Origin of the sequence: Streptomyces canus 299MFChir4.1 (assembly GCF_000383615.1) — a bacterium.
In the GTDB taxonomy this organism is placed as follows: domain Bacteria; phylum Actinomycetota; class Actinomycetes; order Streptomycetales; family Streptomycetaceae; genus Streptomyces; species Streptomyces canus_C.
Window position 1 is genome coordinate 121,906 of record NZ_KB911593.1, and the last position, 26,753, is coordinate 148,658.

Consider the following 26,753-nt stretch of genomic DNA (forward strand, 5'->3'; position numbering starts at 1 on the left):
ATCCCTCGTGACAGCGGGTCATCTCGGAGAGGGGGGCGATCCCGCACGCCAGGAAGCCCACGGAGCCCCCCGTGCCCCTTCACTCGACCGTGATCGAGTCTCAGCCGACCGTGATCGAGTCCAGCTTGGCCCGCAGGTACACGTGGGAGTCGACCGGTTCGTAGGCCACCCGTCCGACCGGGGCCGGGACGGACTCGACGGTCGTGCCCGGGGTGCACTCACCGAAGTAGACCAGGGACATCAGCTCCTCGGCGGGCGCGTCCGCCGGCGGCGGGAGCACCCGGTGCCGTCCGGACCGCCAGCGGTCACCCGTCCAACGGGCCATCAGGTCGCCGATGTTGATGGTGAAGGCGTCCGGGTCGAAGGGCGCGTCCTCCCAGCCGCCCTCGTCGGTGAACACCTGGAGGCCGCCCTTGCCGGCCTGCCGGTCGAGGATCGTGACCGTGCCGAAGTCGGTGTGCGGGCCGATGCGGAACTGCCCGGGCTCCGGCTCCCCGGTCACCTCCGTCCCCGGATACCAGTTGATGTTGAAGCCGTAGGTCGGATGGTCCATGTGCCGGGAGAAGAAGTCGGGTGCGAGCCCGAGGGCCTCACCGAGCAGGGAGAGCAGCCGCTTCTCCAGCTCGCCCATCTTCTCCAGGTACTCCTCGCACAGCGTCCGCAGCCTCGGCACCTCGGCGGGCCAGACGTTCGGTGCGTACCACTCCGCGTTGACGACCGGGTCCTCGAAGGGCTCGTGGGTGGCGAAGGTCAGCGACTCCTTCAGGTCCGGCGGGGTCTCGGTGCCCTCCGAGTAGCCGTTGGCCTCGGCGCCGGGGCCGAGCCAGCCGCGGCCGCCGACCTTCGCGGAGTACGGCTGCTTGACGTCCACGGGCATCCGGAAGAACGCCCGCGCGGCCTCCCGGATCCGGGAGCGCAGCTCCGGGTCGACACCATGGCCGGTGACCAGGAAGAACCCGGCGGTCTGCAGGGCCTCGTCCAGGGTGCGGGCGATGGCGGCGCGGGCGCCGGGGTCCGCGGAGAGCCAGGGCCGCAGGTCGATGGTCGGGATGCGGGGCTGGGGGGTGTCACTCACCGATGTCCTCGTTCCACAGTGCCGGGTTCTTCTCGATGAAGTCGGTCATCATCCGTACGCACTCGGCGTCGTCGACGAGCACGATCTCCACGCCGTGCTCGGCCAGCCAGTCGTGGCCGCCGTGGAAGGTGGCGGCCTCCCCGACGACGACCCGCCCGATCCCGAACTGCCGGACCAGACCGGAGCAGTACCAGCAGGGCGAGAGGGTGGTCACCATCGTCGTACCGCGATACGACCGCTGCCGTCCCGCCGCCCGGAAAGCGGCCGTCTCCGCGTGCATGGAGGGGTCGTCGTCCTGGACGCGCCGGTTGCGGCCGCGCCCGAGGAGAGTGCCGTCGGCGCCGTAGAGCGCGGCCCCGATGGGGATGCCGCCCTCCGCGAGCCCGGCGCGGGCCTCCTCGACGGCGGTGGCGAGCCACCGGTGTGCCTGTGCCTGATCCATGTCTCTCACTCTCCTGTGGTCGAAACACGAGGGCAACGTGCGGAAAGTACTCTCCGGGCAGCCCACAGCCGGACGAACTGTCGGGAGGCGCGCATGCCCGCACTCACCCTTCGCGAGATCCTGGCCCTCGATCCGGTCCGCGCCGCCGAGCCCGAGCTGCTGGCCGGAGACACCGCGCTGGACGGCCCGGTGCGCTGGGTCCATTCGAGCGAGGTGTACGAGGGCGCGAACTTCCTGGACGGCGGTGAGCTGCTACTCACCAACGGTTTCGGGCTGACGGACGCCGACGAGGAGGTCCGCCGCCGGTACGTCCGCGAGCTGGCCGCCCGGGGCGCCGCCGGGCTCGCGGTGGAGGTCGGCCGCGCCCTGCCCGCCATGCCGCCCGAGGTCACCGACGAGGCCCGCCGTCTGGGCCTGCCCCTGCTGGCCCTGCGCCGGGTCGTGCCCTTCGTGCGGATCACGGAGGCCGCCAACCGGGCGATCGTCGCGCGCGGGCTGTCCGGCCGCTCGGTGGTACGGCCGTGGGGCGACGACCATACGGCGGCCCTGCTCGCCGACCTCGCCGACCGGGCGGCACTGAACCAGCCGGAGGTGGAGGCGCGGGCGGCGCTCGCCGGGTTCCATCCGGGCCCGGGGGCCCGGCTGGTCGGGGTGTCGCTGCACGGCACCCGGGAAGTGGGCACCGTCGACCGGGCGGTACGGCTGCTGGGCGGGGCCGGGGTCATGCGGGCCGCGTTCCCGGGGGACGTCCTGGCGCTGCTGTCCCTGCCCGGGACGCTCCCCGGTGACCCCGTGAAAGCGGTGCAGGAGGCCTTCCGCACGGCGGCCGCACCCGGGCTCACCGTGGCGGTGGGCCACGCCGTCTCCGCCTCCGACGGCGGCTGGCTGCGCTGGAGCGACACGCTGCGGGCGGCCCGTACGACACTGGAACTGGCGTTGACCGTGCCGCCGGCCGAACCGGCCTCCCCCGAGGGCCCGTTGGTGACCTCCTCCCGGGCCCTGGCGCTGGAGCGGGAGCTGACCCGGGGCGGTGTGGACGCCAACAGGGACCGCCTGGCGGCGCTGGTCCAGCACGCCCTGGGGCCGCTGCTGGCCTGGGAGGCGGCCCACCCGAGCGACCTGGTGCGCACCCTGGAGGTCCACCTGCGCAACGGCTGCTCACCGACCCGCACGGCGGCCCTTCTCCACATAGGCCGCCAGTCCCTGTACCAACGCCTTGAGCGCATCGAGTCGTTGCTGGGCCTGGAGATCGACGATCCGGACCTGCTGGGCGAGTTGCTGACGGCGACCTGCGCGCAACGGGTGGTGCGCACGGCGAAAGCCGTCGCACGGGGCGGGCTGCGGACGGTGGCCTAGCGAAGGGGGACGAGAAGAACGGCCCCTGCGTCGGCGGGTGCGGGGCCGGAGCCCGAAATCAGCCGTTCACCCTCAGCAGCAGCTTGCCCGTGCTCGTCCGCGCGCCCATCAGCCGGTGCGCCTCGGCCGCCTCCTCAAGGGCGAACTCCGCGGTGACCGGCAGGGAGACCGTGCCGTCGGCCACCGTCGCGAACGCGCGCTCCGACAGGGTCCGCAGCTCGGCGGGGGCGGTCTGGGCGAGGGTGAGGATGGAGAAGCCGGCGACGGAGAGGCCGCGGGGGTACAGCTCGGGCTGGCCCACGGTCCACGCCGGTGCGCCGCTCGCGTTGCCGAAGGAGACCAGGCGGCCGTAGACCGCGAGGGAGGCCAGACAGTCGCGGAGGGTGTCGCCGCCGACCGGGTCCAGGGCGAGGTCGACCCCGCGGCCGCCGGTCGCCGCCCGCACCGGCTCCGCGAAGTCGCCGACGAACACCTCGTCGTACCCGTGGTCGCGGGCGTACGCCGCCTTGGCCGCGCCCGACACCACGCCGTACACCGTCGCGCCGGCCGCCTTCGCCAACTGGCCCACCACGGTGCCGATGCCGCCCGCCGCACCCTGCACCAGGACCGTCTCGCCCGCCTGGAGCCGGCCGACGGTGTGCACGAGGGCGTACGCCGTCGGGAGGACCGCCGGCAGGCCGGCCGCCGTGCGCAGGTCGACGCCGGACGGGAGCGGGTAGACGTTCGCCGTGTCGGCGACGGCCACGTCCGCGTACCCGCCGCCCACCGTCAGGGCGGCCGTCACCTCCTGGCCGACGCTCAGGCCGGTCACGCCCTCGCCCAGCGCCCGGACCCGCCCGGACACCTCAAGGCCGGGGACGAAGGGCAGCCCGGGCACCCGGTAGCCCTCCGAGCGCGCCTTCAGGTCGGCGAAGTTCACCCCGGCGTACGCCACGTCGATGCTCACCTGGCCGGGCCCGGGTGCCGGAACGCCCGCCTCCACGACCTTGAGGACCTCAGGGCCGCCGTACTCCTGGAACTCCACCGCGCGCATGCCTCACCCCTACTGTTCAACGAAAACCGAACACTTGCCACTGTATGGTTTTCATCGAACACTCGGCAAGCGGAACGGAAGGAACGGAAGCGATCCATGAGCACGCCCCGGCACCGGACCGCCCCCGAGCACACCCACCCCGACGACGTCCCGGTGCTCACCGCACTCGCCGCGCTCGCCGACCCCGTCCGCCTCACCCTGGTGCGGGAGCTGTCCGGTTCGCCCGAGTGGAGCCGGGCCTGCGGCTCCTTCGACGTGCCCGTCGGCAAGGCGGCCCTCAGCCACCACTTCACGGTGCTGCGCGCGGCCGGGCTCGTGGAGCAGCGTGACGAGGGACCGCGGCGCGTCAACCGGCTCCGCCGGGCGGAGTTCGACGCGCGCTTCCCGGGCCTGCTGGAACTCGTGCTCCGAACCGACTGCTAACCGGTCGCGTGCCGAGACTTTTCGTAACCAGACGGACATCACGCGATCTAGTGCGAACCAACTCCCCCTCCTTACTCTGGTATTGATAAACAGCGCGCATGGGGGGAATGCGGGTGCACAGACAGCTGCACGGGCGCGGAGCGCTGTTCGACACGGAACCGGCGGGGCTCGCACCACGGCTCGTGGGGCTGCGGCCGCACCAGCACCGGGCCACCGCGGTGGAGCATCCGCAGGAACTGCCCTTCGTCGTGCTCACCGGCGCCCGCGGAACGGGCAAGACCGCCCTGCTCGACGAACTGCGGAAGGCCTACCACGGGCACACCCCGGTCGCCCTGGTCGACTGCGGGGCGGCCGAGTTCACGGCGCCGCCCCCGGGCCGGGACGCCGAGGCCTGGTCGCCGGTGTCGCAGGCCCTGCTGGTGATCGCCGAGCAGCTCGCGCAGCCGGTGACCGGCGCCGGGCGGATCACCTTCCCGCGGCTGATGTCGGGGCTGGTCGCGGTGGCCGCGGGCGGGTGGCGGGACGCCGACTCCGAGCGCATCCGGCGTGAGGTCGAGCGGATCCTGCTGCTCAACGAGAGCGGGTCGTGGATCGCCGGGTTCGCCGGGCGCTGGGCCGGGCGGGTCGCCGCCAATGTCGCCGCCGCCGCGACCGGGACCGGCCCGCTGCTCCAGTCCGCCATCGAGGCGACCCTGGAGTCCATCTCCGACGGCTTCGTCCACCGACGGCAGCAGCGGGCGGCCACCTGGTGGCGCGACTACCCCAACGCGAGCCGCAACGCCCGGCGCGGACTCATGCTGCTGTCCGGGCACTTCAGGGCCGGCGGCACCTCCCGCGAACACGCCGAACGCCATCTCGTCCGCGCCCTGCTCGCCGACCTCACCGACGCCTACACCGGCGTGCTGCCCCGCATGCAGCGCCTGGGCCGGCCCCTCGTCCTCGTCGACAACGCGCAGTCCGGGCCCGGCCCCGGCCTCACCGACCCCGTCCTGCGCGACCGCTCCGAGGGCATCGCCGACCAGGTCGTCTTCATCACCGCACTGCGCGGCACCGGCCGCCCCGCCCTGCGCAACGCCGTACGGCGCACCCTCCCGGAGGTCGCCCGGCGCACCGACTGGACGCCCGACCCCGCCTCCCCCTCCTCCCGCGCCCTGCTGGTCTCGCTGCCGCCGCTGACCGCCGACGACACCCTGCACATCGTCGACGAGCACCAGGTGTCGCCCCAACTCCCGCACGCCGTCCACCGATTGACCGGAGGCAACCCGCTGGGCATCACGCTGCTCACCGAATCCGCCGCGCAGAACGGCACGGCCTCCCTCGGCGAACTGCTCACCTCCGACGTACGGCTGCGCGAGGACCGCGACGCCAGACCCGCCTACGTGGAACTCCTGGACCGGCTCGTGCCCGCCGACCGGCTGGAGGAGCTGACGGTGCTGGCCGCCGCCCACGACCACGACTCCGCCACCGCCCTGGCCGCGGCCCTCCTGCCGGACGACTTCGGCCCGGCCGACGTACGGGCGCTGCAGACCCGGCTCGTCCAGGAGGGGCTGCCGGAGGTGCCGGGCCGGTTCGTCGGCGACCCCTTCGTGCGGACGCTGCTGCTGCTCCGGCTGCACCACCGCTCCGCCGACCACGGACGCTGGCGCGAGGCACACGAGACCCTGATCGCGCACTACGCGCCCCCCGGCCCGGACGAGGCCCACACCCGCTACCGCCTGCACCACGAACTCGCCCTGGGCTCCACCGAGTCGGCCGTCGCCCACCTGCGCGACACCTTCACCGCCCTGGACACCCGCACCTGGCTGCGCACCCTGCGCTTCGTCGCCTCGGCGCCCTACTTCCACGCGCACGACGCCGAGGGCCACGACTTCGCCGCCCACGACGACCGGCGCGCGGCGATCGCGCTCGGCCACACGGACGCCGCCCAGCTGCTGCCGGACTCCCTGGACCCCTCGGCCGTCGCACTGCACCTGCGGATACGGCGGCTGCTGCACGCCGTGTGGCAGCTGACCGATCCGCTCGCACTGCCCGACCCGAAGGTCTGCGACCGGCTGCGCTTCGAACTGGAGCAGCTGTCCAACCTGCGCCCGGCCGGCAACGCGCTGCTGTGGCGGGCCTCCCGGGACTGGCCCGAGGACGCGCTCGCCGGCCGCCCACTCAGGGTCCCCGACGGCAACGACGACGACAGCGGCGAGGACAGCGGCGACGGCGAGGGGGCGGCGTGATGGCCGGCAGAGGCTTCGGAACATGGCTGCGCGAGGGCGTCTGGGAGATCCCCCTGCGCCGGTACGTCGCCCTGCTGCTCACCCTCGTGGTGCTGGGCGCCCTGGGCTTCGTCGTCCGCACCCTCGCCCACGACGACCGCTCCTGCGCGGCCGGGGTCGTCAGGCCCGAGGGCAGCGACGAGTGCGTCGGCGTCTCGGCGACCGGCTACGACTGGGACCGCGCCCCGCTGCGACCGGTCGTGCGGGCGATCGACCGCGAGAACCGTTCCATCAAGGGCCCGTACGTCACCGTGGCCCTCCTCGAACCCTTCACCGCGACCGACGCCGACAACCTCGGCGACGTGCTGCACGAACTCCAGGGCGCGTATCTCGCGCAGTACCAGGCCAACCACCGCTCCAACGGGACCGTCCCCGCGATCCGGCTGGTGCTCGCCAACCCCGGTGCCACCGGCGCCCACTGGGAACACACCATCGAGCAGCTGGCGGGCATGACCGGGGAGAAGGACCGGCTGCGGGCGGTCGCCGGCGTCGGGCTGAGCACCGCCGACAACAAGCGGGCCGTCACCGCGCTCACCGCCCGCGGCATCGCGGTGATCGGCACCTCCATCACCGCCGACAACCTCGCCAACGGACAGCACGGCAAGGACCCCTTCCCCGGACTCGCCCGGGTCGCCCCCACCAACACCGACGAGGCCCGCGCGCTCACCTCCTTCGCCCGGGTCGCGGCCGACAAGGCGGTCCTGGTCTACGACCAGAAGGCGGACGACAGGGACAACGGCGACCCCTACTCGCTGACCCTCCAGCGCTCCTTCGAGAAACTGCTCAAGGGATCGCCGTACGCCCCCTGGTCGTTCAACCCGCCCGACGACCGCAGCCTGGAAGGCAGTACCGCCAACGACTTCGAGCAGATCACCCACCTGGTCTGCGACACGGACGCCGGCACCGACACCATCCTGTTCGCCGGCCGCCACACCCAGCTGCGGCAGTTCATCAACGCGCTCGGCGAACGCGGCTGCCAGAAGCGGAGGTTCACCCTGCTCACCGGCGACGAGGCGTCCTACCTCACTGGCGACAAGGCCCTGAACCGGGACGCCCTGAACCGCAACCTCACCGTCCGCTACACCGCGCTCGCCCACCCGGACGCCTGGGTGAAGTCCCCGCCCGCCACCGGGGGTTCGGCCGCCGAGGCCAGGGCCCTGCAGGACCTGGTGCGCGAGGGCCAGGGCGACAAGGTGGGCCCGATCGGTGACGTCGACCTGGAGGACGGCCAGCTGATCATCGCCTACGACGCGATGCGGCTGACGTACCAGGGCATCCGGTTCGCCAAGGGCAGCAAGGACGTCCCCACCCTCGAAGAGGTCCGCAACGAGTGGCGGCTCGTCAAGGGCACCCAGCAGCGCGTCAACGGAGCGAGCGGCTGGATCTGCCTCGACAACCACGGCAACCCGTACGACAAGGCCGTACCGATCGTGGAACTGACCCCGCAGGGCACCGCCCGCTTCGTGCGGATCGCCTGGCCGGAGGGCAAGCCCCCGGCAAAGGAGTGCCTGCCGCCCTCATAGGACGGCAGGCAGGGTTTTTGGCGCTCAGCCGCTCAGACGCCGGCGTACGAGTGCTTTCCGGAGACGAAGATGTTGACGCCGTAGTAGTTGAACAGCCAGCAGCCGAAGGCGACCATCGCCAGGTAGGCGGCCTTGCGGCCCTTCCAGCCGGCTGTGGCACGGGCGTGCAGGTAGCAGGCGTAGGCGACCCAGGTGATGAACGACCAGGTCTCCTTGGGGTCCCAGCCCCAGTAACGGCCCCACGCGTCGCCCGCCCAGATCGCGCCCGCGATGATCGTGAACGTCCACAGCGGGAAGACGGCCGCGTTGACGCGGTAGGCGAACTTGTCGAGGCTCGCGGAGGCCGGCAGCCGGTCGAGGACGGAGTTCGCGAAGCGGCCGGGCGTGCCGCCGGACGCGATCTTGTTCTCGTAGCTGTCCTTGAAGAGGTACAGGATCGTGGCGACCGCGCCGACGTAGAACACCGCACCGCAGAAGATCGCGGTGGAGACGTGGATGTACAGCCAGTACGAGTGAAGGGCGGGAACCAACTGGTCGCTGGCGGTGTACAAGACGGTGACGGCGAGGCCGAGATCGAGGAGGACCGTGGTGATCAGGAACAGCCCGAGCCAGCGCACGTTCTTCTTCAGGGCCAGCAGCCCCAGGTACACGGCGACGGCCACCGTGGAGAAGGTGATGTTGAACTCGTACATGTTGCCCCAGGGCGCCCGCTCCACCGAGGCGGCGCGGGCGACGACCCCGCCGAGCTCGATGAGGAAGGCGAGCACCGTGAGGGAGATGGCGATACGCCCGTAGAGGTCGCCCTGCGCGTCCCCGCCGTGCGCCCCGGGCCCGTCGGGCACGTCGCGCGACCCCGCCGCCGACCGCACCACGACCTGCGGCCGCTCCAGTACGGCGGTGCTGCCGCCCTGGTTCACGGTGACGGCCGGCGCCTTCCCCTGGGCCTTGGCCTGGGCCTTGGCCTTCGCGTCGGCGGTGAGCGCGGCGGCGGTGCGGCCGACCTTGCTGCGGCTGCCGAGGAGCCATTCGGCGATGTACGCGAAGAAGGCCAGGGTGTAGACGGCCATCGCGGAGTAGATCAGCGTGTTGCTGATGTTGGCGAGGTGCTCGTTGGTGGCGGTGGCCAACTCGGTTGCGGCGGCGAGAGTCACTTCTCAGGCCTTTCGGCAGGGACGACTTGAGGGTCGGGGGTGGTTGGCTCGGTGCTCGGCTCCAAGGCGGGGTCGGCAACCGGGGACTGTGCGGGGCGCTGAGCGTCGGGCGGCTCGTCGGGGGCGGCGTCGCGGTCGGGCACCCCCGGCGCCTGGTCGTAGAGAACCCCCGCCAGTTCGCCCAGTTCCTCCGGCAGCTTCGCCGACTCGCTGCGGCCGAGGCCGGCCATCTCGACGACCGTCGTGCCGTCGGCGCCGCGCACCGCCCGCACCCACACCCGGCGGCGCTGGATGAACAGGGACGCGGCGAGGCCGAAGATCGCGGTGAGGGCGCCGGCGAGGGCCCACCCGCTGGCGGGCTGCTGGACGACCTGGAAGTTCGCCCACTGCTTGGTGCCCTCGTAGGTCACCGAGCCGGCGCCGTTCGGGAGCTTCATGGTCTGGCCGGGCTTCAGGTTCTCCCTGAGCTCCTGGCCCTTGGCGTCCTTGAAGTCCTTCACATGCGACTTGTCGAGCTGGTACACGCTCTGCGGGATGCCCGAGTCGACACCGAGGTCGCCGTGGTACGGCGTGAGGTTGAGCACCGGGTTGTTCAGCGCGGGGAAGGTGGAGGCCGTCTCACTGCCCTTGGTGTAGGTCGGCAGGAAGAAGGCCGAGATGCCCAGCTGCTCGCTGACGCCCTTGGCGTTCTGGTAGCCGTCGAGGACCTTGATCACACCGGTGGAGGTGACGTTGGAGTCCAGCGGCAGCAGCGCGACCGCGTCGCGGAAGACGACGTTGCCCTTGCCGTCCCGGACGGTGATGAGGGGGGCGTATCCGTGCGCGGTGAGGTAGACCTTCGCGTCGCCGATCTCCAGCGGCTCGTTGACCTTGACGAGGGTCTTGCGCCCCTTGCCGTAGGCGCCCTCGCTGTAGGTGATGGCCGCCTGGTAGAGGCGCGGAGTGCCCTTGTTGGGGCCGTTGGTCTCGTAGGTGCCGGTGAACTTGTTCAGCCGGAAGCTGAGCGGCACCAGGTCGCCGGTGTCGAAGAGGTTCCCGGACTTGAAGTCGTCGTACTGGGTGAGGGTGTTGGAGAAGCCGTCGCCCTCGACGACCAGCTTGTTGCCCTCGGACTTGAAGAGCTGGCCCCAGGCGAAGGCGGTCAGCAGCACGATCAGCGCGATGTGGAAGGCGAGGTTGCCGACCTCGCGCACATAGCCCTTCTCCCCGGCGACGTTGTCACCGGCGAGGTGGGCGCGAAAGCGCCGCTTCCGCAGCAGGGCGAGCGCGGCCTCGCGGACCTGCTCGGGCTCGGCCGCGGTGCGCCAGGTGGTGTAGGCGGGCAGCCGGGTCAGCCGCTTCGGGGCGCCCGGCGGCCGGCTGCGCAGCTGCCCGACGAACTGCCAGGTGCGGGGCACGATGCAGCCGACGAGGGAGACGAACAGCAGGATGTAGATCGCGGAGAACCACACCGAGCTGTAGACGTGGAAGAGGCCGAGCTTGTCGTAGACGTCCCCGAGGGTGGGGTTGTTCTTGACGAAGTCGGCGACCTTCGTGGCGTCGGTCCCGGACTGCGGGATCAGCGAGCCGGGGATCGCGCCGAGGGCCACCAGCAGGAGCAGCAGCAGCGCGACCCGCATCGAGGTCAGCTGGCGCCAGAACCAGCGGGCCCAGCCGACGACCCCCAGGGCGGGCACGCTCAGGCTCTCCGTGGGCGCGGTGGACAGCTGGGAGCCGGCGGCACCGAGGTCCTGGTCGCCGACGGAGGCGTCGGGGGTGGCGGGTGTGGTCTTGCTCATGGATCAGATCCCCACAGTGAAGCCGGCGGACCAGGACTGGACGTCCTGCACAAGGCGGTCCCACGCGCCGGTCAGCAGCAGCAGCCCGGTCACGATCATCATGGTGCCGCCGATGCGCATGACCCAGACGTAGTGGCGCTTGACCCAGCCGAAGGCGCCGAGCGCCTTGCGGAAGGCGACCGCGGCGAGCACGAAGGGCACCCCGAGGCCGAGGCAGTAGGCGACGGTCAGTATGGCACCGCGGCCGGCGCTGCCCTGCTGGGAGGACAGGGCGATCACCGAGGCGAGGGTCGGGCCGATGCAGGGGGTCCAGCCGATACCGAACAGCGCGCCGAGCAGCGGGGCGCCGAGCAGGCCCATCGTGGGCCTGTTGTGAAAGCGGAACTCCCGCTGGGTCATCCAGGGCATGAGGCCCATGAAGAAGACGCCCATGAGGATCATGAGCACGCCCAGCACCTTGGACAGCACGCCCTGGTGCTCCTGGAGCGACTGGCCGAAGTAGCCGAACAGCGCCCCGCTGGAGACGAACACCGCGGTGAAGCCGAGCACGAACAGGGAGGCGCCCGCGACCATCCGGCCGCGCCGGGCCTCGGCCAGATCGGTACCGGTGACACCGGTGACGTACGACAGATAGCCGGGGACCAGCGGCAGGACGCACGGGGAGAAGAAGGAGACGAGGCCGCCGAGGACCGCGATGGGCAGGGCGACGAGCAGGGCGCCGTTGAGGACGGTGCCGTTGTAGCCCGTGTCGGCGGCGAGCGTGACGACTGCGCTCACGTCACTTCTCCGCGAGGACCGGGTCGATCATCTTGCGCAGCTTGCTCTCGCTGAGCGCGGCCAGGGAGCGGGCGGCGATCTTCCCGTCCCGGTCGATGACGAGCGTGGAGGGCACGGCCTGCGGGTTGAGCGTGCCCTTGGTGAAGCGGAGCATCAGCTTGCCCGTCGGGTCGTACAGGCTGGGGAAGGTGACGCCGAGGTCCTTCTCGAAGGCGCGGGCGTTCTGGGCGCTGGTGTCGCGGGTGTTGATGCCGACGAACTGCACGTCCCGGGTCTTGAGGTCCTTGTAGACCGCTTCCAGGTTGGGCGCCTCGGCCCGGCAGGGCGCGCACCAGGAGCCCCATACGTTCAGGACGACGACCTTGCCCTTGTAGTCGGCGACGTCGAGCTGTCCCCCGTCGACGGTCTTGCCGGACAGGTCGGGGGCGGTGCCGCGGTCGCCCCGGTCGGCGGTCGAGATGCCGTCCGCGCCCATGACGAAGTTGGTGTCGCCGCCTCCGCCCGAGGTGCCGCCCGAACTGCAGGCGGACAGGGTCAGCGCTGCGGCTGCGGCCCCCGCGGTCAACAGGGTGGTACGGACTCGGGAGCGGCTACGGCTGGCGGCACTCATGTGAAAAGTTTCGCATGCCCGTTCCGGGGATCTTGGGCACCCCCCTTGCGGGCGGAAACCCGCATTTCAGGCAGCGTTCGACGAGGGTGTCGCGGGCGCCTTGAGGAACGAGTTCCAGCCGCCCGCCGGCTCCTGGCCGACATCGAGGGTGCGGAGTTTCGCGAGCACCTCCGGCTTCTGTACGTCCATCCAGTCGACGAACTGCCGGAAGGAGACCATGCGGACGTCCGCGCCCTTCTCCTTCTCCCTTGCGATGTGCTTGAAGGCCTGCTCGACGGCGTCCATGTAGATGCCGCCGTTCCAGTGCTCGAAGTGGTTGCCGACGAAGAAGGGGGCGCGGTTGGTCTCGTAGGCCCGCTGAAAGCCGGAGATGTAGGCACCGGCGGACTGCTTGCGCCAGGCCGGGTAGTTGTAGGCGGGCGCGTTGGTCGAGTTGATCGACTGGTTGGCGAGCATGTTGTAGTCCATGGACAGGACCTCGAAGCTGCGGCCGGGGAAAGGTATCTGCTGAAGCGGCAGGTCCCATATGCCGTTTTTCTTCTCGGGCCAGACCTGGCGGCCGCCGGGCGAGGAGGCGTCGTAGCGCCAGCCGAGCTCGCGGGCGGTGGGCAGCAGCTTGTCCTGGCCCAGCAGGCAGGGGGTACGGCCGCCGACGAGTTCCTTGTCGTAGTCGAAGGGCAGCGCGGGCAGGTCGGTCCAGCCGGTGTTGGTGCGCCACTCCTTGACGAAAGCTTTCGCCTGCTCGATCTCGCTCTTCCACTGCTGGGGCGTCCAGTTGCCGACGGTGCCGTAGCCCGAGCAGAAGTGGCCGTTGAAGTGGGTGCCGATCTCGTGGCCCTCGAGCCAGGCCCGGCGGACGTTGGTGAGGGTCGCCCTGACGTGCTCGTCGGTGAGGTAGCCGATGTCGGACGCGCCGCGGGGGTTGTTCGGGGGGTCGTAGAGCCGCTTCTTGGACTCGGGCAGCAGATACAGCCCGGACAGGAAGAAGGTCATGTGCGCGTCGTGCTGCCTGGCGAGGTCGAGAAAGCGCGGGAAGAGGCCGTTGCCGACCTCGCCGGCGCCGTCCCAGGAGAAGACGACGAACTGCGGCGGGGTCTGGCCGGGCTCCAGCGGGACGGGCTTGCCGGGCTGGTGAGGCTGCTTGCCGGTGAAGGCGGTGGAGCCGTCGCCGATGGGGCGGGCCGTGGCCTTCGGCGAGGGCTTGGGGTCCGAGGTGGTAGGGGTGTGGGTCACCCCGTCCGACCCGGTGAGGGACCCGCACCCCGACAGTCCAACGGCGGCCGCGGCCCCCGCCCCGAGTCCGAGTGCTCCCCTTCGGCTGAGAGTGGGCATGCTTCCCCGATTCGTCACGTTCCTGGGTGGTCACCCAGTCAGAGGTGACGGGGAGGCGGAAGGTTCCGGCACAATTTGCGGATTCGGTAACAGGAACGCGCCCAAAGGGGCGCGGGCCCGTTTCGATATGCGGCTCCGCCGCGTGGGCGCGACCAGCCACCACGGCGCCGCAGTCCCCCACGAACCACTACGCCCCAAAAGCCTTGGACTTACCCTTCACAGGCTTGGCACCAGCCCGCAGATGAACCGGCACAAGATCGATCGCCGGCTCGGAGTACCCCACGGACACGATCCGGTCCCCCTGATACGTGAAGGACGTCAAGGACGCCAGCGTGCACTGCCGCTTGCGCGGATCGTGCCACAGCCGCCGCTTCTCGACGTACGAGCGCACGATCCAGATCGGCAGCTGATGGCTCACCAGGACGGCCTCGTGTCCGCGCGCCCGGTCCCGGGCCGCGTCCAGCGCGCCCTTCATCCGGACGACCTGGTCGACGTACGGCTCGCCCCAGGACGGCTTGAACGGGTTGACGAGGTGCTTCCAGTTCTCCGGGTTCTTCAGCGCCCCGTCGCCCACGCCGAAGGTCTTGCCCTGGAAGACGTTCTCGGCCTCGATGAGCCGCTCGTCGGTCGCGAGGTCGAGGCCGTGCGCCTTGGCGATCGGCGTGGCGGTCTCCTGCGCCCGCTCCAGCGGGGAGGCGCAGACGTAGGTGACGTCCCGGGAGGCGAGGTGCTCGGCGACCCGGTCGGCCATCTGCCGACCGAGCTCGGAGAGGTGGTAGCCGGCGAGACGGCCGTACAGGACCCCGTCGGGGTTGGCGACCTCGCCGTGCCGCATGAGGTGGACGACGGTGATGTCGCTGTTGTTCGGGGTGCTCATGCTGCCGTGGCCTCCGCCGCCGCTCGGGCCGCCGCCGGAAGGGCGTCGGCGATCCGCTGAACCGCCTGCTCGTCGTGTGCCGTGGAGACGAACCACGACTCGAAGGAGGACGGCGGCAGGTAGACGCCGTTCTCCAGAAGGGAGTGGAAGAAGGCGGTGAAGCGGAAGGACTCCTGCGCCTTGGCGTCCTCGTAGCTGCGCACCGGCCGGTCGGTGAAGAACACCGAGAACATGTTGGAGGCGTTCTGCACGGTGTGCGCGACGCCTTCCTTGCCGAGCGCCTCGGAGACCAGCGACTGGATCTGCTCGGAGACGGCGTCGACCTTGACGTAGGCCGCGTCGTCGAGCAGTCGCAGCTGGGCGAGTCCCGCGGCGGTGGCGACCGGGTTCCCGGAGAGGGTGCCGGCCTGGTAGACGGGCCCGGCGGGAGCGAGGTGGGCCATGACGTCCGCGCGGCCCCCGAAGGCGGCGGCGGGGAATCCGCCGCCCATGACCTTCCCGAAGGTCATGAGATCGGGGCGGACCCCGTCGATGCCGTACCAACCGCTCCGGCTGGTCCTGAACCCGGTCATGACCTCGTCGGAGATGTAGAGGGCGCCGTTCTGCGCGCAGGCGTCCTTGAGCCCCTGGTTGAACCCGGGCAGGGGCGGCACGACACCCATGTTGCCGGGCGAGGCCTCGGTGATGACACAGGCGATCTCGCCGGGGTGCCGGTGGAAGGCCTCGTGGACGGCTTCGAGATCGTTGTACGGCAGCACGATCGTGTCGCCGGCCTGGGCACCGGTGACGCCGGGGGTGTCCGGCAGCGCGAAGGTGGCCACTCCGCTGCCCGCCGCGGCGAGCAGCGAGTCGACGTGACCGTGGTAACACCCGGCGAACTTGATGACCTTGGTGCGCCGGGTGAAGCCGCGGGCGAGCCGGATCGCGGACATGGTGGCCTCGGTCCCGCTGGAGACGAGCCGTACCTGGTCGACGGGCTCGACCCGGGCGACGATCTCCTCGGCGAGCGCGACCTCCCCCTCGCCGGGGGTGCCGAAGGAGGTGCCCTTCGACACCGCCTCCTGGACGGCCGCGATCACCTCGGGGTGCGAGTGCCCGAGGATCATGGGACCCCAGGAGCAGACGAGGTCGACGTACTCCCGCCCGTCGGCGTCGGTCAGATAGGGCCCGGTGCCGGACACCATGAAGCGGGGGGTGCCGCCCACGGCTCGGAAGGCACGGACCGGGGAGTTCACGCCGCCGGGCGTGACGGCGGACGCGCGGTCGAACAGGGCCTGCGAGACAGGCGCCTCGTATGAATAGGGCAATTCACTCATATCCTGCGACTACTCCGACCTTCTCCGGTTTGTTCGGCTTTCTCGGACTCCGTTGCCGGTGACTACCTCAGGGTAGGCCAGCCCTCGAAAGCCCCCGGCGCCCCACGATCTGCGAAACTGGATGCAGATACACACAGCTCACGGAGACGACGGCACGGAGCCGTCTGTTCAGAGGCTGCGAAGATCCTGCGGACAGGTGTTTCAACGCACGTTTCGGCGGGCGGCCGTGGGGGAGGTCACTGACACGATGATCGGGTTGCGCGGCGGGGCCTGCGCGTCCTAGAAAAGCAGTCGGGTGGAGATATGCATCGCGGTGGCGGACTGGGCGAGGGGACTGATGACCTGGGTCCTCGACGTGCCCGGCGGGGAAGGCACCGGCGCGAGGCGGAGGAAGCGGCCGAGACACGTCAGGGACGCAGTGCCTCGGGCACCCCGGATGAGTCGGAACGCGACGAACGACGTATCGAACGTCGGATCGATCCGTTGAGGGCGGGAAGCAGGAATGGTGGTCGGGTGGGGGTGACGTACAAGTACTTCGGCGCGCCCGACGGCGCGACCGCGGCCCGTGTCCCGATCTCGATGCGCCCCGAGGAACTCGGCGGCGACGAGCTCGGCATGAACGGCATGTTCACCAAGATCAAGCCGGAGACCATGGCGGCCATGGTCCTCACCGGCATCGAAGGCGTCCCCCTCCACAAGGTCCCCCCGCTCGAACTGGTCGTCCTGCACCCCGACTACGCGGTGGTCAAGCTCCCCATGACGGTCGTGGACCCCCTGCGCGGCATAGGCGAGGAAGCGGTCGGCGCGGCGGCGTTCATCTGGTCGACGGTCCCGGACCGGGGCGGCCCGCGGGACGCGTTCAACGTGTACCAACTGCTGCACGAGTGGCAGGACTTCTCGCATCGGCTGCATGAGGCGGGGCATCAGCCGTATTGCCTTGTGTGGCCCTGAGCTGGGGTTTCGCGCGATTCGGGCGGGGTCTTCGGACCTCGCCCTTTTGGGTGCCGGAGAGGGGCCATCAGGCGGCCAGGGCACATTGAGGGCACATTGGTTTTGCTGGGGGTGCTGATGTGCCCTGGGTTGCGGGCGGGCCGCCGTCGGCTTCCGCTTCCGCCTCGGCTTCCGTTTCCGTGAAGGCGTCGTCGATCGCCTTGCGGGTGCGGGTCTCGCTGGACGGCAGCAAGTGCGTGTACGTCCGCAGCGTGAAACCCGGGTCCGAGTGGCCGAGGTATTCGGAGAGCGCCTTTATGCTCTCCCCCGCGTCCAGGAGTACGGAGGCGTAGGCGTGCCGGAGGGCGTGCATGCCGTCCTTGGGGGCCGCCTGGAGGTAGCGCGCGCCCCGCTCTCGCGGAGGGATCACGCCGGCGGCGGCCAGGGCGCGCTTCCAGTCGCCCATGTTGAAGACACTGCGGTTGTAGGCCCGTCCCTTCGCGTCGACGAAGAGGAGACGGAAGGTCTTCGGATCACCGTCCGGCTTGGCCCAGGGCAGCGTGACCTCGACGGGCGGGAACTTCTTCATGTGGCCCCTGAGGGCGGCGGCAAGCTGAGCCGATAGAGGCACTGACCGGATTTTGTTGCCCTTGGGCAGGGCGAAGACGGGCTTCGTGCCGACGAGCCGTACCTGACGGTTGACGTGGATCCAGCCGCCCTTGAAGTCGATGTCCTCGACGGCGAAGCCGAAGACCTCACCCTGGCGGAGGCCGCAGCCGAAGGCGAGCTTGCCACCGGCCTGAAAGCGCTTCGGCAGCCCGGCTATCACGGCACGCACGCGCTCCAACGACCACGGGATGATCTTCTTCTTGATCGCCGTCGGCAGCTTGACCGACTTCGCCTTGCAGGGGTTCTTCGGCAACAGCCCGTCCTCCACGGCCATGCCGAGGATGCTGGAGAGGATGTCGAAGATGCCCTCGATCGTCGACACCTCCAGTTCGGCGTCCTGGAGCGCGCGAATCCAACCCTGAATGATCGAGGGCTGGTTGAGAGACCGCAGCTCGCGTCGGCCGAGGTGTCCGACGATGTGATTGCGAACGGTCGCCTCATAGCGGAGCGCGGTCGTCGGGCCGACGGAGTTCGCGTCGAGCCACTTCTGCGCGTAGACGCCGAGCGTCTGCTTCGTCTCGGCCGGGACGACGTAGGAGCCGCGCCGGATCTCGACGTCGACTTCGGCGGCGCGGTTGTCCGCCTCGGCCTTCGTGTGGAAGTTCTCCTTGCGCTGGTGGCCGTCCAGGTCGCGGTAACGGACCTGCCAGCGCTTGCCGATGCCGTGGTCGGCGGTGGGGACCATTCGCTTCGTACGGCTCTTGTGGTCGCCGCACTCGGTCTCGGCGGGCTTGGGGTGGGACTTGTGCCAGCGGTCGTACACGTCAGCCAAGAAGGGTCTCCTGGATGGGGGTGAGGGAGTGGGAGGTGACGTCGGACTCCGGGGAGTGCGTCGGCCACGGGAGCAGCAGAGCTGCGGGAGCGGCGCCGAGCGCGGCGGCGAGGGCGACGAGGTCGTCTACGTCGCATCGGCGGCGGGCGCGTTCGGTGCGGCTGAGGGCGGTGTTGGCCATCGGACGGCCCAGCTCGGTGCAGCGGGCGGCGAGCTGGTGCTGAGTCAGGCCGCGCACGAGACGTAGGTGCTCGATGGCGCGGGCGGTGTGGAGGCCAGCGGGGCCAATTTCGACAGGTCGGTTGGGCATGACAGATAGCTGTAACTTGCAGCCGGGCGCCATGGCAAGAGTTAGCTCTTAAACTCTCCAATAGTCGTTCGGGGGCGAAGTGGCGTTCGTCTCGTCGAATTCCGGTACATCGCGAGGCGTTTCGGCCGAGGTGCCGTGTTACCTTCCTTCGCCGTTTTCGAGATGGGCGATTTGAACACACATCAGCCGCGATGCCCGGCGGGTCAGTCACGGCGCCCCTGACCACCAGGTGTCACCTCTGAGCTGCGGAGGTACCGGATTCCGGCACCTCGACCAGTTGCTTCGCCGCAAGACAATTTCGGGCCCGGCGGGATCGATTTCGGCAACCGGGGATCCACCCTTACTGTTTCCCTCTCCCCAGCCACGCCGAAAGAAGTAGTGAGGAGTTTCAGAACCAACTCTGGACTTTTCTCCGGGTGGTGTGGCTGTGTTGTCCAGCCCATTGTTCAAGACCGAAAAAGGAGCCCTGTGCCGAAGCCCCCTCCCCGTAGCACCAACTCACCTGCCGCCGCTGCTGCTGCCCAGCGCGGCCCACTTGCCACCCCTGCGGAGGTCGCCGCCTATCTCGGGGTGCCGGTGAAGACCCTCTACCAGTGGAAGTACCGGGGCATCGGCCCCAGCGTCCACAAGGTCGGCCGTCACCTGCGCTACCGCTGGCGGGAGGTGGACGCGTGGCTGGACGCCCAGACGTCGTACGACCTCACGGCCTGACCCCGCATCTGACGCGGACGACGAAGCGGCCCCCGGCGCGCCAACGCCGAGGGCCGAAGACTCCCCTGCGGATTGCCCATCCCTGAACGAACGAGCTGGTGAGGGGCGGGACCTTGCCGTCCTGCCTCTCACCGGAGAGGAACGCCTATGGAGGACTCTACGTCCCCCAGCACCACGAACACCTCCCCCGCCACCTGGCCCACTCCCGCGGTCCCCGGCGAGGGCATCCCCTGGCACCGCCAGGATCAGCAGGACACGCAGTCCCCCGCGTCGGGGACCGCCGAACACCCGGCGGAAGCGGAAGCAGACGGGGATCGTCCCCAGCCGTCTACCGATGCTGCAGTTGGGGACCGTCCCCGCGACGTGCCCGGCACTCGGTCCCCGCACGTCCCGGTCCCCGAATCGACATCCCATGCAAACCCGCAGGCCAACGCCGCGAAATCGGGGACCGGTCCCCAAGAGGCGGCAGTTGCACCAGGGGACCACAGTGGGGACGGTGAGCACGATCCCCGCCAGTCGGTGGGGACCGACACCCTCGTGGCGGACAGCGTCCAGCAGGAGGGGACCGGTCCCGTCGACGCACGGGGACCGGATCAGGAGGTCGGTCCCCGGCCTCCTCGGGGACCGGCAGCCCCTTCGGAACAGGGTTCCGGTGAGGGTGCCGTACTGCTGGATGAGTTGCGGGCAGCGATCGGCAAGTACGTCGTGCTGCCCAGTGACGAGGCGCTGACGGCGGTCACCCTGTGGGTGGCGGCCACGCACATCCAGAGCGTTCTGCAGCACGCGCCGCGCCTGGCGGTCGTCGGCCCGACGAAGGGCTGCGGCAAGTCCCGGGTGCTGGACGTGCTCCACGAGACCGTGCACCAGCCGATCATGACGGTGAACATGTCCACGGCAGTGCTCTTCCGCGTCATCGGCAAGAACCCGCGCACGATCCTGGTGGACGAGGCCGACACCATCTTTAGCAAGGCGGGCGAGAACGAGGAACTGCGCGGTCTGCTGAACGCCGGACACCAGCGCAACCGGCCCGCCTGGCGCATCTCCGGTCCGGAGCACAAGCCGACCCCGTATCCGACCTTCGCCATGGCTGCACTGGCCTCGATCGGCGACCTGCCCGACACGATCACGGACCGGGCGGTCGTGCTCCGCATGCAAAAGCGCAAGCCCGGCGAGAAGGTGACCCCGTTCCGCTCCCGCTGCGCCACACCGGAACTGAACGCGCTGCGGGACAAGCTGGCCGCCTGGCTGGGACCGCTGCGCGGCACGGCCGCCCGCATGGCGCCGACCATGCCGGTGGAGGACCGGGCGGCGGACACCTGGGAACCGCTGGTCATCATCGCCGACCTGGCCGGCGGCCATTGGCCCGCCCATGCCCGTGCGGCCTGCGTGGCAATGACCCGGTTCGAGGCCGTCCAGGACGAGCAGACCAACCTGAAGACGCGGCTGCTGCGCGACATCCACCGCATCTTCCAGGCACACGGCAACCCCGAGGCCCTGTCCTCCGTGGATCTGGTCACCACCCTGCTCCAGGATCCCGACGCCCCCTGGGCGGAGCACGGCACCAAGGGGCTCAGCGTCTACTACCTGGGCAGATTGCTGCGGGACTTCGACATCCGCCCGGCCAACTACCGCTTCGACAAGGGCAAGCAGGCCAAGGGGTACGCCCGTAATCGGTTCCTGGACAGCTGGGCCCGGCACTGCCCCGACCTCACCGAGACGGCACCCGCCCCCGCGCACGACGCCACACCTGCGCACCGGGCCCAGGGCAAGCCGCCCGCCGCCCCGGCGGCCCAGCTGCCCGTCGGCCCGCCCGGCGGCCCCACCGGCCCCAAGCCCGCCCGCTGACCCGCCTCCCCCAGGGTCCGTATCAATGCGTCGCATCCGTCCCCGCGCAGGTCAGCGCGGGGACGGATGTCCTCGCCGGGACGGACTTCTCCGTACCTGCCCGAGTGTCCGTACCTGTCCTGACCAGGCATGGGACGGATGCGACGCACGTGACACACCTCCCGCCCCCCTCACCAACGGAGTACTCCGATGCGCGACCCTCACCTCGACCAACCCATGCCCCAGGAACAGATGGCCACCACTCCCGTCACACGCGCAGCAAGTTGTCGGGTAAGGAGTCCTTACCCGGCTCCCGCCCCGGAGGGTGCGGAGGCATCCGGCGCAGGGGCACCGGAGTCGGTCGGCCCAGGGGGGCCGACCGGGACTGGGGGCAGCGAGCCGTCATCGAACGTGCCGCAGCAGTTTGCGCCGCGTCGCCGTCTGCGTGACAAGCAGCTGCGCGAGCGCCGCGTGCACCCCCGTTACAACGACGACGAGTTCGCCCTCGTCCAGAAGGCCGCCGCCCTGAGCCGCATGCAGCCCGGCGGCTACGTCGCCGAGTGCGCGCTCGCCGCCGCCCGCGCCGACGACCCCACCGCCGCCGTCGCCGACTACCGCGCCATGGTCAAGGCGCTGATGGTCTCCAACCGGCAGCTCGGCGGCATCGGCAACAACCTCAACCAGCTCACCTGGCACCTCAACAAGGACGGCGCCTGGCCCCACCCCGACACCGTCCAACGACTCCTGGACCGCGTCGAGGCGTCCATCGTCGAGGTGGACACCGCGGTCGCCCAGATCACCGTGGGGCGGTGAGCCCTTGATCCCGAAGATCATCCTCGGCAAAGGGCCCCACGCCACGCGCCGCACGATCGGCTACCTCTTCGGCAAGGGCCGGGCCAACGAGCACATCGACCCGCACCTAGTGGCCTCCTGGAACGGCTTCGCCCCCGACCCCGGCCGCAGCCCCCACCGCGACCCCAAAGACGTGGAGGCCCAGCTCGCCGCGCAGCTCGACCAGCCCGTGAAGATGCTCGGCGACAAGGCACCCAAGTACACCGTGTGGCACTGCCCCGTCCGTGCCGCACCCGAAGACCCGATCCTCACCGATGCCCAGTGGGCCGACATCGCCCGCCGGATCGTGGCCGCCGCCGGCATCGCCCCCGCAGGCGACGAGGAAGCCTGCCGCTGGGTGGCCGTCCGCCATGCCGACGACCACATCCACATCGCCGCCACCCTCGTACGCCAGGACGGCCGACGCCCCCAGCGCGACTACGACCAGCGCGCCGTCCAGCGCGAAGCCCGCCAGATCGAAGTCGACTACGGGCTGCGACGGCTGAAGCCGGGCGACGGCACCGCCGCCAAACGCCCCACCAGCAAGGAGCACTTCAAGGCCAAACGCCTGGGCCAGGACACCACCTCCCGCGAGATCCTGCGCCAGCGGGTCCGCCGAGCCGTCGCCGCCGCGGCCGACGAGACCGAGTTCTTCGCCCTGCTGGAGGCCACCGGTGTGAGCGTGCGGCTCAAGCGCGGCCCGTCCGGCGACGCCCTCGGCTGCAACTTCGCCCTGCCCGGCGACACCAACGACAAGGGCGAGCCGGTCTTCTACTCCGGCTCCACCCTCGCCCCCGACCTCTCCCTCCCCCAGATCCGCCGGCGTCTCGCCACCGCCAGCCCCGAACCGGTCACCGCCCGGCCGGGCAATCCGTGGCACCAGGCGACCGCCGCCACCGAACGCATCCCCCACCACCTCACCCACGGCGACGACCCCACGGGGCAGGGACAGCTGGTCGCGCTCGGGGCGGCACTGGACCTCCTGCCGGTCACCGCACCGTCGGCGCTGAAGGCCGAACTCGAACAGGCCGCGGCCGTCTTCGAGCGCGCCACCCGCTCCCGCATCGCCGCCGACCTCGACAGCACCCGCGCTCTGCGCCGCAGCGTCCAGGCGATCTGGAAGGACCCGACACAGCACGGGGACGGTGCCGGGCTGGCGATGCTGCTGGACGTCGCGCTCACCGCGGTCGCCTACGCGATGCACTGGTGTCGCACCCGCCAGCACGCCCAGCAGGAGGCAGCAGCGGAACAAGCCCTCGTCCATCTGCAGGTCGCGTACGCGCAGGTCGCCGATCCGGTCCTGGTCGGCCTCGCCAGCCGGGCACCCAGCCCGCAGACCAAGCGCCGCTACGCCCACCACCTCCGGGAGGCAGTACCGCAACACGCCGAGCGCATCCTGGCCGATCCCGCCTGGGATGCACTCGCCACCGTGCTCGCCGAGGCAGAGGCAGCAGGACACAACGCAGCCACCGTCCTCGACCAGGCCCTCGGCCAGCGCACCCTGGACGACGCCCACAGTCTCGCCCGCGCCCTGACCTGGCGCATCCGCCGCCTCGGCGAACGCCACGCACCCAGTCCACGAGCCGAGGCAGCCCGGGCTACTCCCGTCCAGCCTGCGGCAACAGCTCCTCCCCCACAGCCCCAGTCGGCACGGCGACGCTGATTACGGCCGCGCGGACACCTTGGGAGTGAGCAGTTCCAGCGCCTCCTCCCAGCGGTAGCGGTCGGCCCCGCCGCCAGCCTTCGGCCGATGCGGCACATACGAACCGACCAGGACGCCCATCTCCCGCAACCGCTCCAGGCTCTGCCGGTACGCGGGATGGGCGGCCTGGGCCGAGTTCACGTACGGCAGGACGGCCGTGGGGATGCCCATGCCGTACGCCTCGCACAGGATGCCCAGGGCAAGGGTGTCGGATATCCCTGCCGCCCACTTGTTGACCGTATTGAAGGTGGCCGGCGCCACCGCGATGGCGTCGGCGGGCGGCAGCGGACGAGGATCCCCGGGGGAACGCCAGGCCGAGCGGATGGGGTAGCCGGTCTGGGCCTCTACCGCCTCCGTATCGACGAAGCCCAGGCCCTGCGGAGTGGCCACTATGCCCACGTCCCAGTTCGCCTCCTGAGCAGCCGTGATCAGCTTGCCGACGCTGTCGGCGACTCCGGCCGCGCACACGACGACGTACAGGAACGGCTTCTTTTCCGGTGCTTGCGGCTCGGTCACGTGAAGACCCCCAGAGGCAGCTCGTGTCGATGGGCCGCCAGCATGGCAGCCAGGGCTTCCGGGCCGATCTGGCTCAGCGCCCAGAGGCTGCTGATCTCTCGGGACCGCCGCCAGAGTGGGCCTTCCGTATCCACAGGGGTGTGGAAAGCCAGCACAGGGATGCCTTGGACATCGAACGGAGCCAGGTCGAGGTAGCGCCAGCCGCCCGTGCCGCAGAGATAGTGGGTGCTGCCGGTGGCCGCGGCTAGGTCGGCAAGTCGCTCCGAGCGGCCTCCTCGGGTCGGAATCGCGCTGCTGTCCAGTACCTCGCCGCTCCAGCCCAACGCGGTCAGCAGGGCGACCGTCGATGCCCTGGCAACGTCGGAGACACGGTCGGTCGCCTCGAACTCATCGAGAACCGCCTCCAGGACTTCACGCACCGCGGGCCAGTGGTGGCTGCGGCCGTAGTACTGCCGAATCAAAAGACTCACGGTGCGACGGGAGCGGCCGGGGTCGGCGAGCCGCGCCTGACTGATCAGCGTCGGGCGCCCGTCGGGCAGATGCGTAGGAAGTGTGAGCCACTGCTGATGTGCGGGCTCGTCCAGTGCCGCAAGGCGGGCCCGGTGCTGATAGTCGCGCCGGGCAAACTGGACGTCGCCGAGAACGATCCACCGGTCGGCGGCGTACAGCTTGGCCAACGTCGACAGCCGCGGAAACAGGTTCGGCTGGTGGATCGCGCACACCCCGCCCGGCGGCCCGACGCGCGGTGACTCAGGTACTGATGAGGCGGCTGTCGAATCCGCCGTGTAGAAGGCGCTCGTAAGCGTCATGCACATCCCCCGGTACGTCCTGCTCGACGGCGAACCCGAGCTTCGGGTACTCGATCACCCGTTGCAGGTCACCGACGAGCATGTCGACAACGAGCTTCTCGTCGCCGATCGACTTGATGTAGTCGTCCAGCTCCAGCGGCTCGGACGCACACACGACCTCGACCTCCGGCCACAACTTGCGGCACGTCGCGTACGAGCGACGCTCCATGTACGGCTTGGAGATCAGCAGCAGCGACTCGACCCCGATACCGGCTCCGGCCAGAAGCTCACGGGAGAAGGTGATGTTCTGGCCGGTGTTCGCCGCCTTCGCCTCGACCAGGATCGCCTCGTCCGGCACACCCAGACTCAGAGCGTGCTCGCGGTAATGGACCGCTTCGCCGCGCGGGAAGCGGGCCCGGGTGGTGGGGCTGTTGCCGCCACTGAAGACCACGACCGGGAAGAGGCCGGCGCGGTAGAGGTCGGCGGCCGCCGTGGCGACACCGAGGTCGTGGCTGCCCAGGCCGATCGCCGCCGAGCAGGGCCGCTGCTCGTGGCCCATCTGGTGGTAGTTCCAGATCAGCGTCGCATCGTGGAACTGCTCGTCGGTGATCTGGCGCTGCTCGTGCTCCGGCACTGGCACTCCCTGGCTCATCCCTGCTGGTCCTTCCGGATGCCCTCGATGCTGCGCAGCTGGTGGCTCAGCCCGTACTGGCGAGCCACCTGTGCCGCCTGATCGAGGACGGACAGCCCATCATTCCGGGTCGCCGCATCCGACAGAAGGATGTGCCCGTACGCGGTGTCCAACCGCACCCGCTGCATCGGGGAGTCGACCGTGCCGGTGGTCCGCGCGATGTCGATGTAATGCAGGGCCTGCTTCAGGTCGCCGGCGCCCCGGTGGGCCAGGGCCAGCTTCTGGTGGGCGACCGACCAGTCCTCCGGCTCGCCCAGATCCTCGAAGGAGCGAGTGGCCTCGACCATGACGCCGGTCGCGTACTCGTTATCGCCCTCCTTGCTCAGCGCCGTACCCACCCACAGCCGCGCCCTGGCACGGTCACGCGGGCTCAGGCGCTGGTCCCCAGCGAGGAGTTCGTAGTGGCGAGCGGAGGATTCCAACTGGCCCGACATCTCCTGGACGACGGCCAGGGACAGCTCGATCTGAGCCACCCGGCGCGGGATGTCGAGCTCGGTGAACATACCGCGAGCGGTCACGTAGGAGTGCCGGGCTGAGAGTGGGCCGAGGATCGCGCCCTGATCGCGCTGGAGGTCGCCAAGGAGCACGAGGGAACGGCCGTACAAATAGAGGCCCTTGTCGTCCAGCTGATGCGGTGCACGGCTGCCCAACCAGCGGTTCAACAAGGTCGAGGCGAACGGGAAGTCCTGGCGGCTGATGCAGACAACAGCGCGCTCGATGTCCTCGGTCCAGGTCTCGTAGTCCGCCGGCCGCGCGCTCTTCCGCTCAGGGAACAGCACTGCCTCGAAGCGGGCTTGGGCGGCGGAATCCGCCCGTGCGAGTGCGGTATCGAGGATGGCCTGGGTGTCCGGTCGGGGCTGCGTCTCCGCGCCGAGGCTCTCCCACTTCGCAACCGTGCGCAGCGCGACACCGAGGTGCTCGGCGAAAGCGCGCGTGCTCATACGCAACGCAGCGCGCAGGGCGCTCGCCTCCCGACCTGTCCACTGCTGCACGCTGACCACGGATGACCTCCCTCCGTCACGTATGGAAGCACTGTCGGTGACGACGTGGGG

At 70.4% G+C, this 26,753-nt stretch carries 25 protein-coding genes; 9 read left to right on the top strand and 16 right to left on the bottom strand.

The annotated features are described in order from the left end of the window. Nucleotides 1-100: 100 nt before the first annotated feature. Together H293_RS0125285 and H293_RS0125290 are read right to left on the bottom strand one after the other, a co-directional pair. The gene (locus H293_RS0125285; RefSeq protein ID WP_020120634.1) at nt 101-1,075 is read right to left on the bottom strand and encodes an isopenicillin N synthase family dioxygenase; all 975 of its coding nucleotides are present in this window, start codon (nt 1,073-1,075) and stop codon (nt 101-103) included. Beyond that, entirely contained in the window at nt 1,068-1,517 is a 450-nt protein-coding gene (locus H293_RS0125290) for a nucleoside deaminase (RefSeq protein ID WP_020120635.1), read from the bottom strand. Before H293_RS0125290 ends, H293_RS0125285 begins: the two co-directional genes overlap by 8 nt. A 93-nt stretch (nt 1,518-1,610) precedes the next feature. On the opposite strand from H293_RS0125290, the gene H293_RS0125295 reads away from it, so the two are divergent. Further along, the gene (locus H293_RS0125295) at nt 1,611-2,873 is read left to right on the top strand and encodes a PucR family transcriptional regulator (protein WP_020120636.1); all 1,263 of its coding nucleotides are present in this window, start codon (nt 1,611-1,613) and stop codon (nt 2,871-2,873) included. 58 nt (nt 2,874-2,931) lie between these two features. Here H293_RS0125295 and H293_RS0125300 read toward each other — a convergent pair whose 3' ends face one another. Beyond that, the gene (locus tag H293_RS0125300) at nt 2,932-3,906 is read right to left on the bottom strand and encodes a quinone oxidoreductase family protein (protein ID WP_020120637.1); all 975 of its coding nucleotides are present in this window, start codon (nt 3,904-3,906) and stop codon (nt 2,932-2,934) included. A 96-nt stretch (nt 3,907-4,002) separates the two neighbouring features. Here H293_RS0125300 and H293_RS0125305 point away from each other — a divergent pair, with 96 nt between their 5' ends. The 3 genes from H293_RS0125305 to H293_RS0125315 all read left to right on the top strand — a co-directional run bounded on the left by H293_RS0125305 (nt 4,003) and on the right by H293_RS0125315 (nt 8,116). Further along, nucleotides 4,003-4,329 (top strand): ArsR/SmtB family transcription factor, encoded by a 327-nt coding sequence (locus tag H293_RS0125305; protein WP_020120638.1) that lies wholly within the window; start codon nt 4,003-4,005, stop codon nt 4,327-4,329. Between the two features lie 107 nt (nt 4,330-4,436). Further along, nucleotides 4,437-6,554 (top strand): hypothetical protein, encoded by a 2,118-nt coding sequence (locus tag H293_RS0125310; RefSeq protein WP_020120639.1) that lies wholly within the window; start codon nt 4,437-4,439, stop codon nt 6,552-6,554. Then, nucleotides 6,554-8,116 (top strand): type 1 periplasmic-binding domain-containing protein, encoded by a 1,563-nt coding sequence (locus H293_RS0125315; protein WP_020120640.1) that lies wholly within the window; start codon nt 6,554-6,556, stop codon nt 8,114-8,116. Before H293_RS0125310 ends, H293_RS0125315 begins: the two co-directional genes overlap by 1 nt. 32 nt (nt 8,117-8,148) lie before the next feature. Here H293_RS0125315 and ccsB read toward each other — a convergent pair whose 3' ends face one another. The 7 genes from ccsB to hemL all read right to left on the bottom strand — a co-directional run bounded on the left by ccsB (nt 8,149) and on the right by hemL (nt 15,957). Then, a complete protein-coding gene (ccsB, locus tag H293_RS0125320; protein ID WP_020120641.1) occupies nt 8,149-9,267 on the bottom strand; it encodes a c-type cytochrome biogenesis protein CcsB in 1,119 nt (372 codons plus the stop codon). Beyond that, nucleotides 9,264-11,045: a cytochrome c biogenesis protein ResB gene (resB, locus tag H293_RS0125325; RefSeq protein ID WP_020120642.1), complete on the bottom strand. Its 1,782-nt coding sequence runs from the start codon at nt 11,043-11,045 to the stop codon at nt 9,264-9,266. Before resB ends, ccsB begins: the two co-directional genes overlap by 4 nt. A 3-nt stretch (nt 11,046-11,048) precedes the next feature. Then, nucleotides 11,049-11,822 (bottom strand): cytochrome c biogenesis CcdA family protein, encoded by a 774-nt coding sequence (locus tag H293_RS0125330; RefSeq protein ID WP_020120643.1) that lies wholly within the window; start codon nt 11,820-11,822, stop codon nt 11,049-11,051. Between the two features lies 1 nt (nt 11,823). Next, a complete protein-coding gene (locus H293_RS0125335; RefSeq protein WP_028808179.1) occupies nt 11,824-12,432 on the bottom strand; it encodes a TlpA family protein disulfide reductase in 609 nt (202 codons plus the stop codon). A gap of 66 nt (nt 12,433-12,498) precedes the next feature. Further along, complete coding sequence (locus tag H293_RS0125340; protein WP_028808180.1) at nt 12,499-13,764, bottom strand: polysaccharide deacetylase family protein; 1,266 nt, start codon at nt 13,762-13,764, stop codon at nt 12,499-12,501. Nucleotides 13,765-13,951: 187 nt separating this feature from the next. After that, nucleotides 13,952-14,641 (bottom strand): histidine phosphatase family protein, encoded by a 690-nt coding sequence (locus H293_RS0125345; protein ID WP_020120646.1) that lies wholly within the window; start codon nt 14,639-14,641, stop codon nt 13,952-13,954. Further along, complete coding sequence (hemL, locus tag H293_RS0125350) at nt 14,638-15,957, bottom strand: glutamate-1-semialdehyde 2,1-aminomutase (RefSeq protein ID WP_028808181.1); 1,320 nt, start codon at nt 15,955-15,957, stop codon at nt 14,638-14,640. The genes H293_RS0125345 and hemL overlap by 4 nt, the downstream gene beginning before the upstream one ends. 303 nt (nt 15,958-16,260) lie before the next feature. Between hemL and H293_RS0125355 the strand changes: the two genes are divergently transcribed. After that, complete coding sequence (locus H293_RS0125355) at nt 16,261-16,908, top strand: hypothetical protein (RefSeq protein ID WP_199790195.1); 648 nt, start codon at nt 16,261-16,263, stop codon at nt 16,906-16,908. 67 nt (nt 16,909-16,975) lie between these two features. On the opposite strand, the gene H293_RS0125360 is transcribed toward H293_RS0125355, so the two are convergent. Then, nucleotides 16,976-18,319, bottom strand: a complete 1,344-nt coding sequence (locus tag H293_RS0125360; protein WP_028808182.1) for a tyrosine-type recombinase/integrase — start codon at nt 18,317-18,319, stop codon at nt 16,976-16,978. 1 nt (nt 18,320) lies between these two features. Beyond that, nucleotides 18,321-18,638, bottom strand: a complete 318-nt coding sequence (locus H293_RS0125365; RefSeq protein ID WP_028808183.1) for a helix-turn-helix domain-containing protein — start codon at nt 18,636-18,638, stop codon at nt 18,321-18,323. Between the two features lie 468 nt (nt 18,639-19,106). Here H293_RS0125365 and H293_RS55165 point away from each other — a divergent pair, with 468 nt between their 5' ends. The 4 genes from H293_RS55165 (at nt 19,107) to H293_RS0125385 (ending at nt 23,667) form a co-directional block, all read left to right on the top strand. Beyond that, nucleotides 19,107-19,349, top strand: a complete 243-nt coding sequence (locus H293_RS55165; protein ID WP_028808184.1) for a helix-turn-helix transcriptional regulator — start codon at nt 19,107-19,109, stop codon at nt 19,347-19,349. A gap of 678 nt (nt 19,350-20,027) precedes the next feature. Continuing rightward, entirely contained in the window at nt 20,028-21,194 is a 1,167-nt protein-coding gene (locus tag H293_RS0125375; RefSeq protein ID WP_028808185.1) for a DUF3631 domain-containing protein, read from the top strand. 390 nt (nt 21,195-21,584) lie between these two features. Then, entirely contained in the window at nt 21,585-21,986 is a 402-nt protein-coding gene (mobC, locus tag H293_RS50030; RefSeq protein ID WP_033415663.1) for a plasmid mobilization relaxosome protein MobC, read from the top strand. Nucleotides 21,987-21,990: 4 nt separating this feature from the next. Next, nucleotides 21,991-23,667: a relaxase/mobilization nuclease domain-containing protein gene (locus H293_RS0125385; RefSeq protein WP_020120653.1), complete on the top strand. Its 1,677-nt coding sequence runs from the start codon at nt 21,991-21,993 to the stop codon at nt 23,665-23,667. Here the strand turns inward: H293_RS0125385 and H293_RS0125390 are convergent, their stop codons facing one another. The 4 genes from H293_RS0125390 to H293_RS0125405 are packed head-to-tail and all read right to left on the bottom strand — an operon-like array spanning nt 23,668 to nt 26,702. Next, on the bottom strand, nt 23,668-24,222 hold the full coding sequence (locus tag H293_RS0125390) for a flavoprotein (RefSeq protein WP_020120654.1): 555 nt from the start codon (nt 24,220-24,222) through the stop codon (nt 23,668-23,670). Beyond that, on the bottom strand, nt 24,219-25,031 hold the full coding sequence (locus tag H293_RS0125395; RefSeq protein ID WP_106968399.1) for a WbqC family protein: 813 nt from the start codon (nt 25,029-25,031) through the stop codon (nt 24,219-24,221). The genes H293_RS0125390 and H293_RS0125395 overlap by 4 nt, the downstream gene beginning before the upstream one ends. Next, complete coding sequence (locus H293_RS0125400) at nt 24,973-25,662, bottom strand: YdcF family protein (RefSeq protein ID WP_051138156.1); 690 nt, start codon at nt 25,660-25,662, stop codon at nt 24,973-24,975. Before H293_RS0125400 ends, H293_RS0125395 begins: the two co-directional genes overlap by 59 nt. After that, a complete protein-coding gene (locus H293_RS0125405; RefSeq protein WP_020120657.1) occupies nt 25,659-26,702 on the bottom strand; it encodes a helix-turn-helix domain-containing protein in 1,044 nt (347 codons plus the stop codon). Before H293_RS0125405 ends, H293_RS0125400 begins: the two co-directional genes overlap by 4 nt. Nucleotides 26,703-26,753 lie beyond the last annotated feature (51 nt).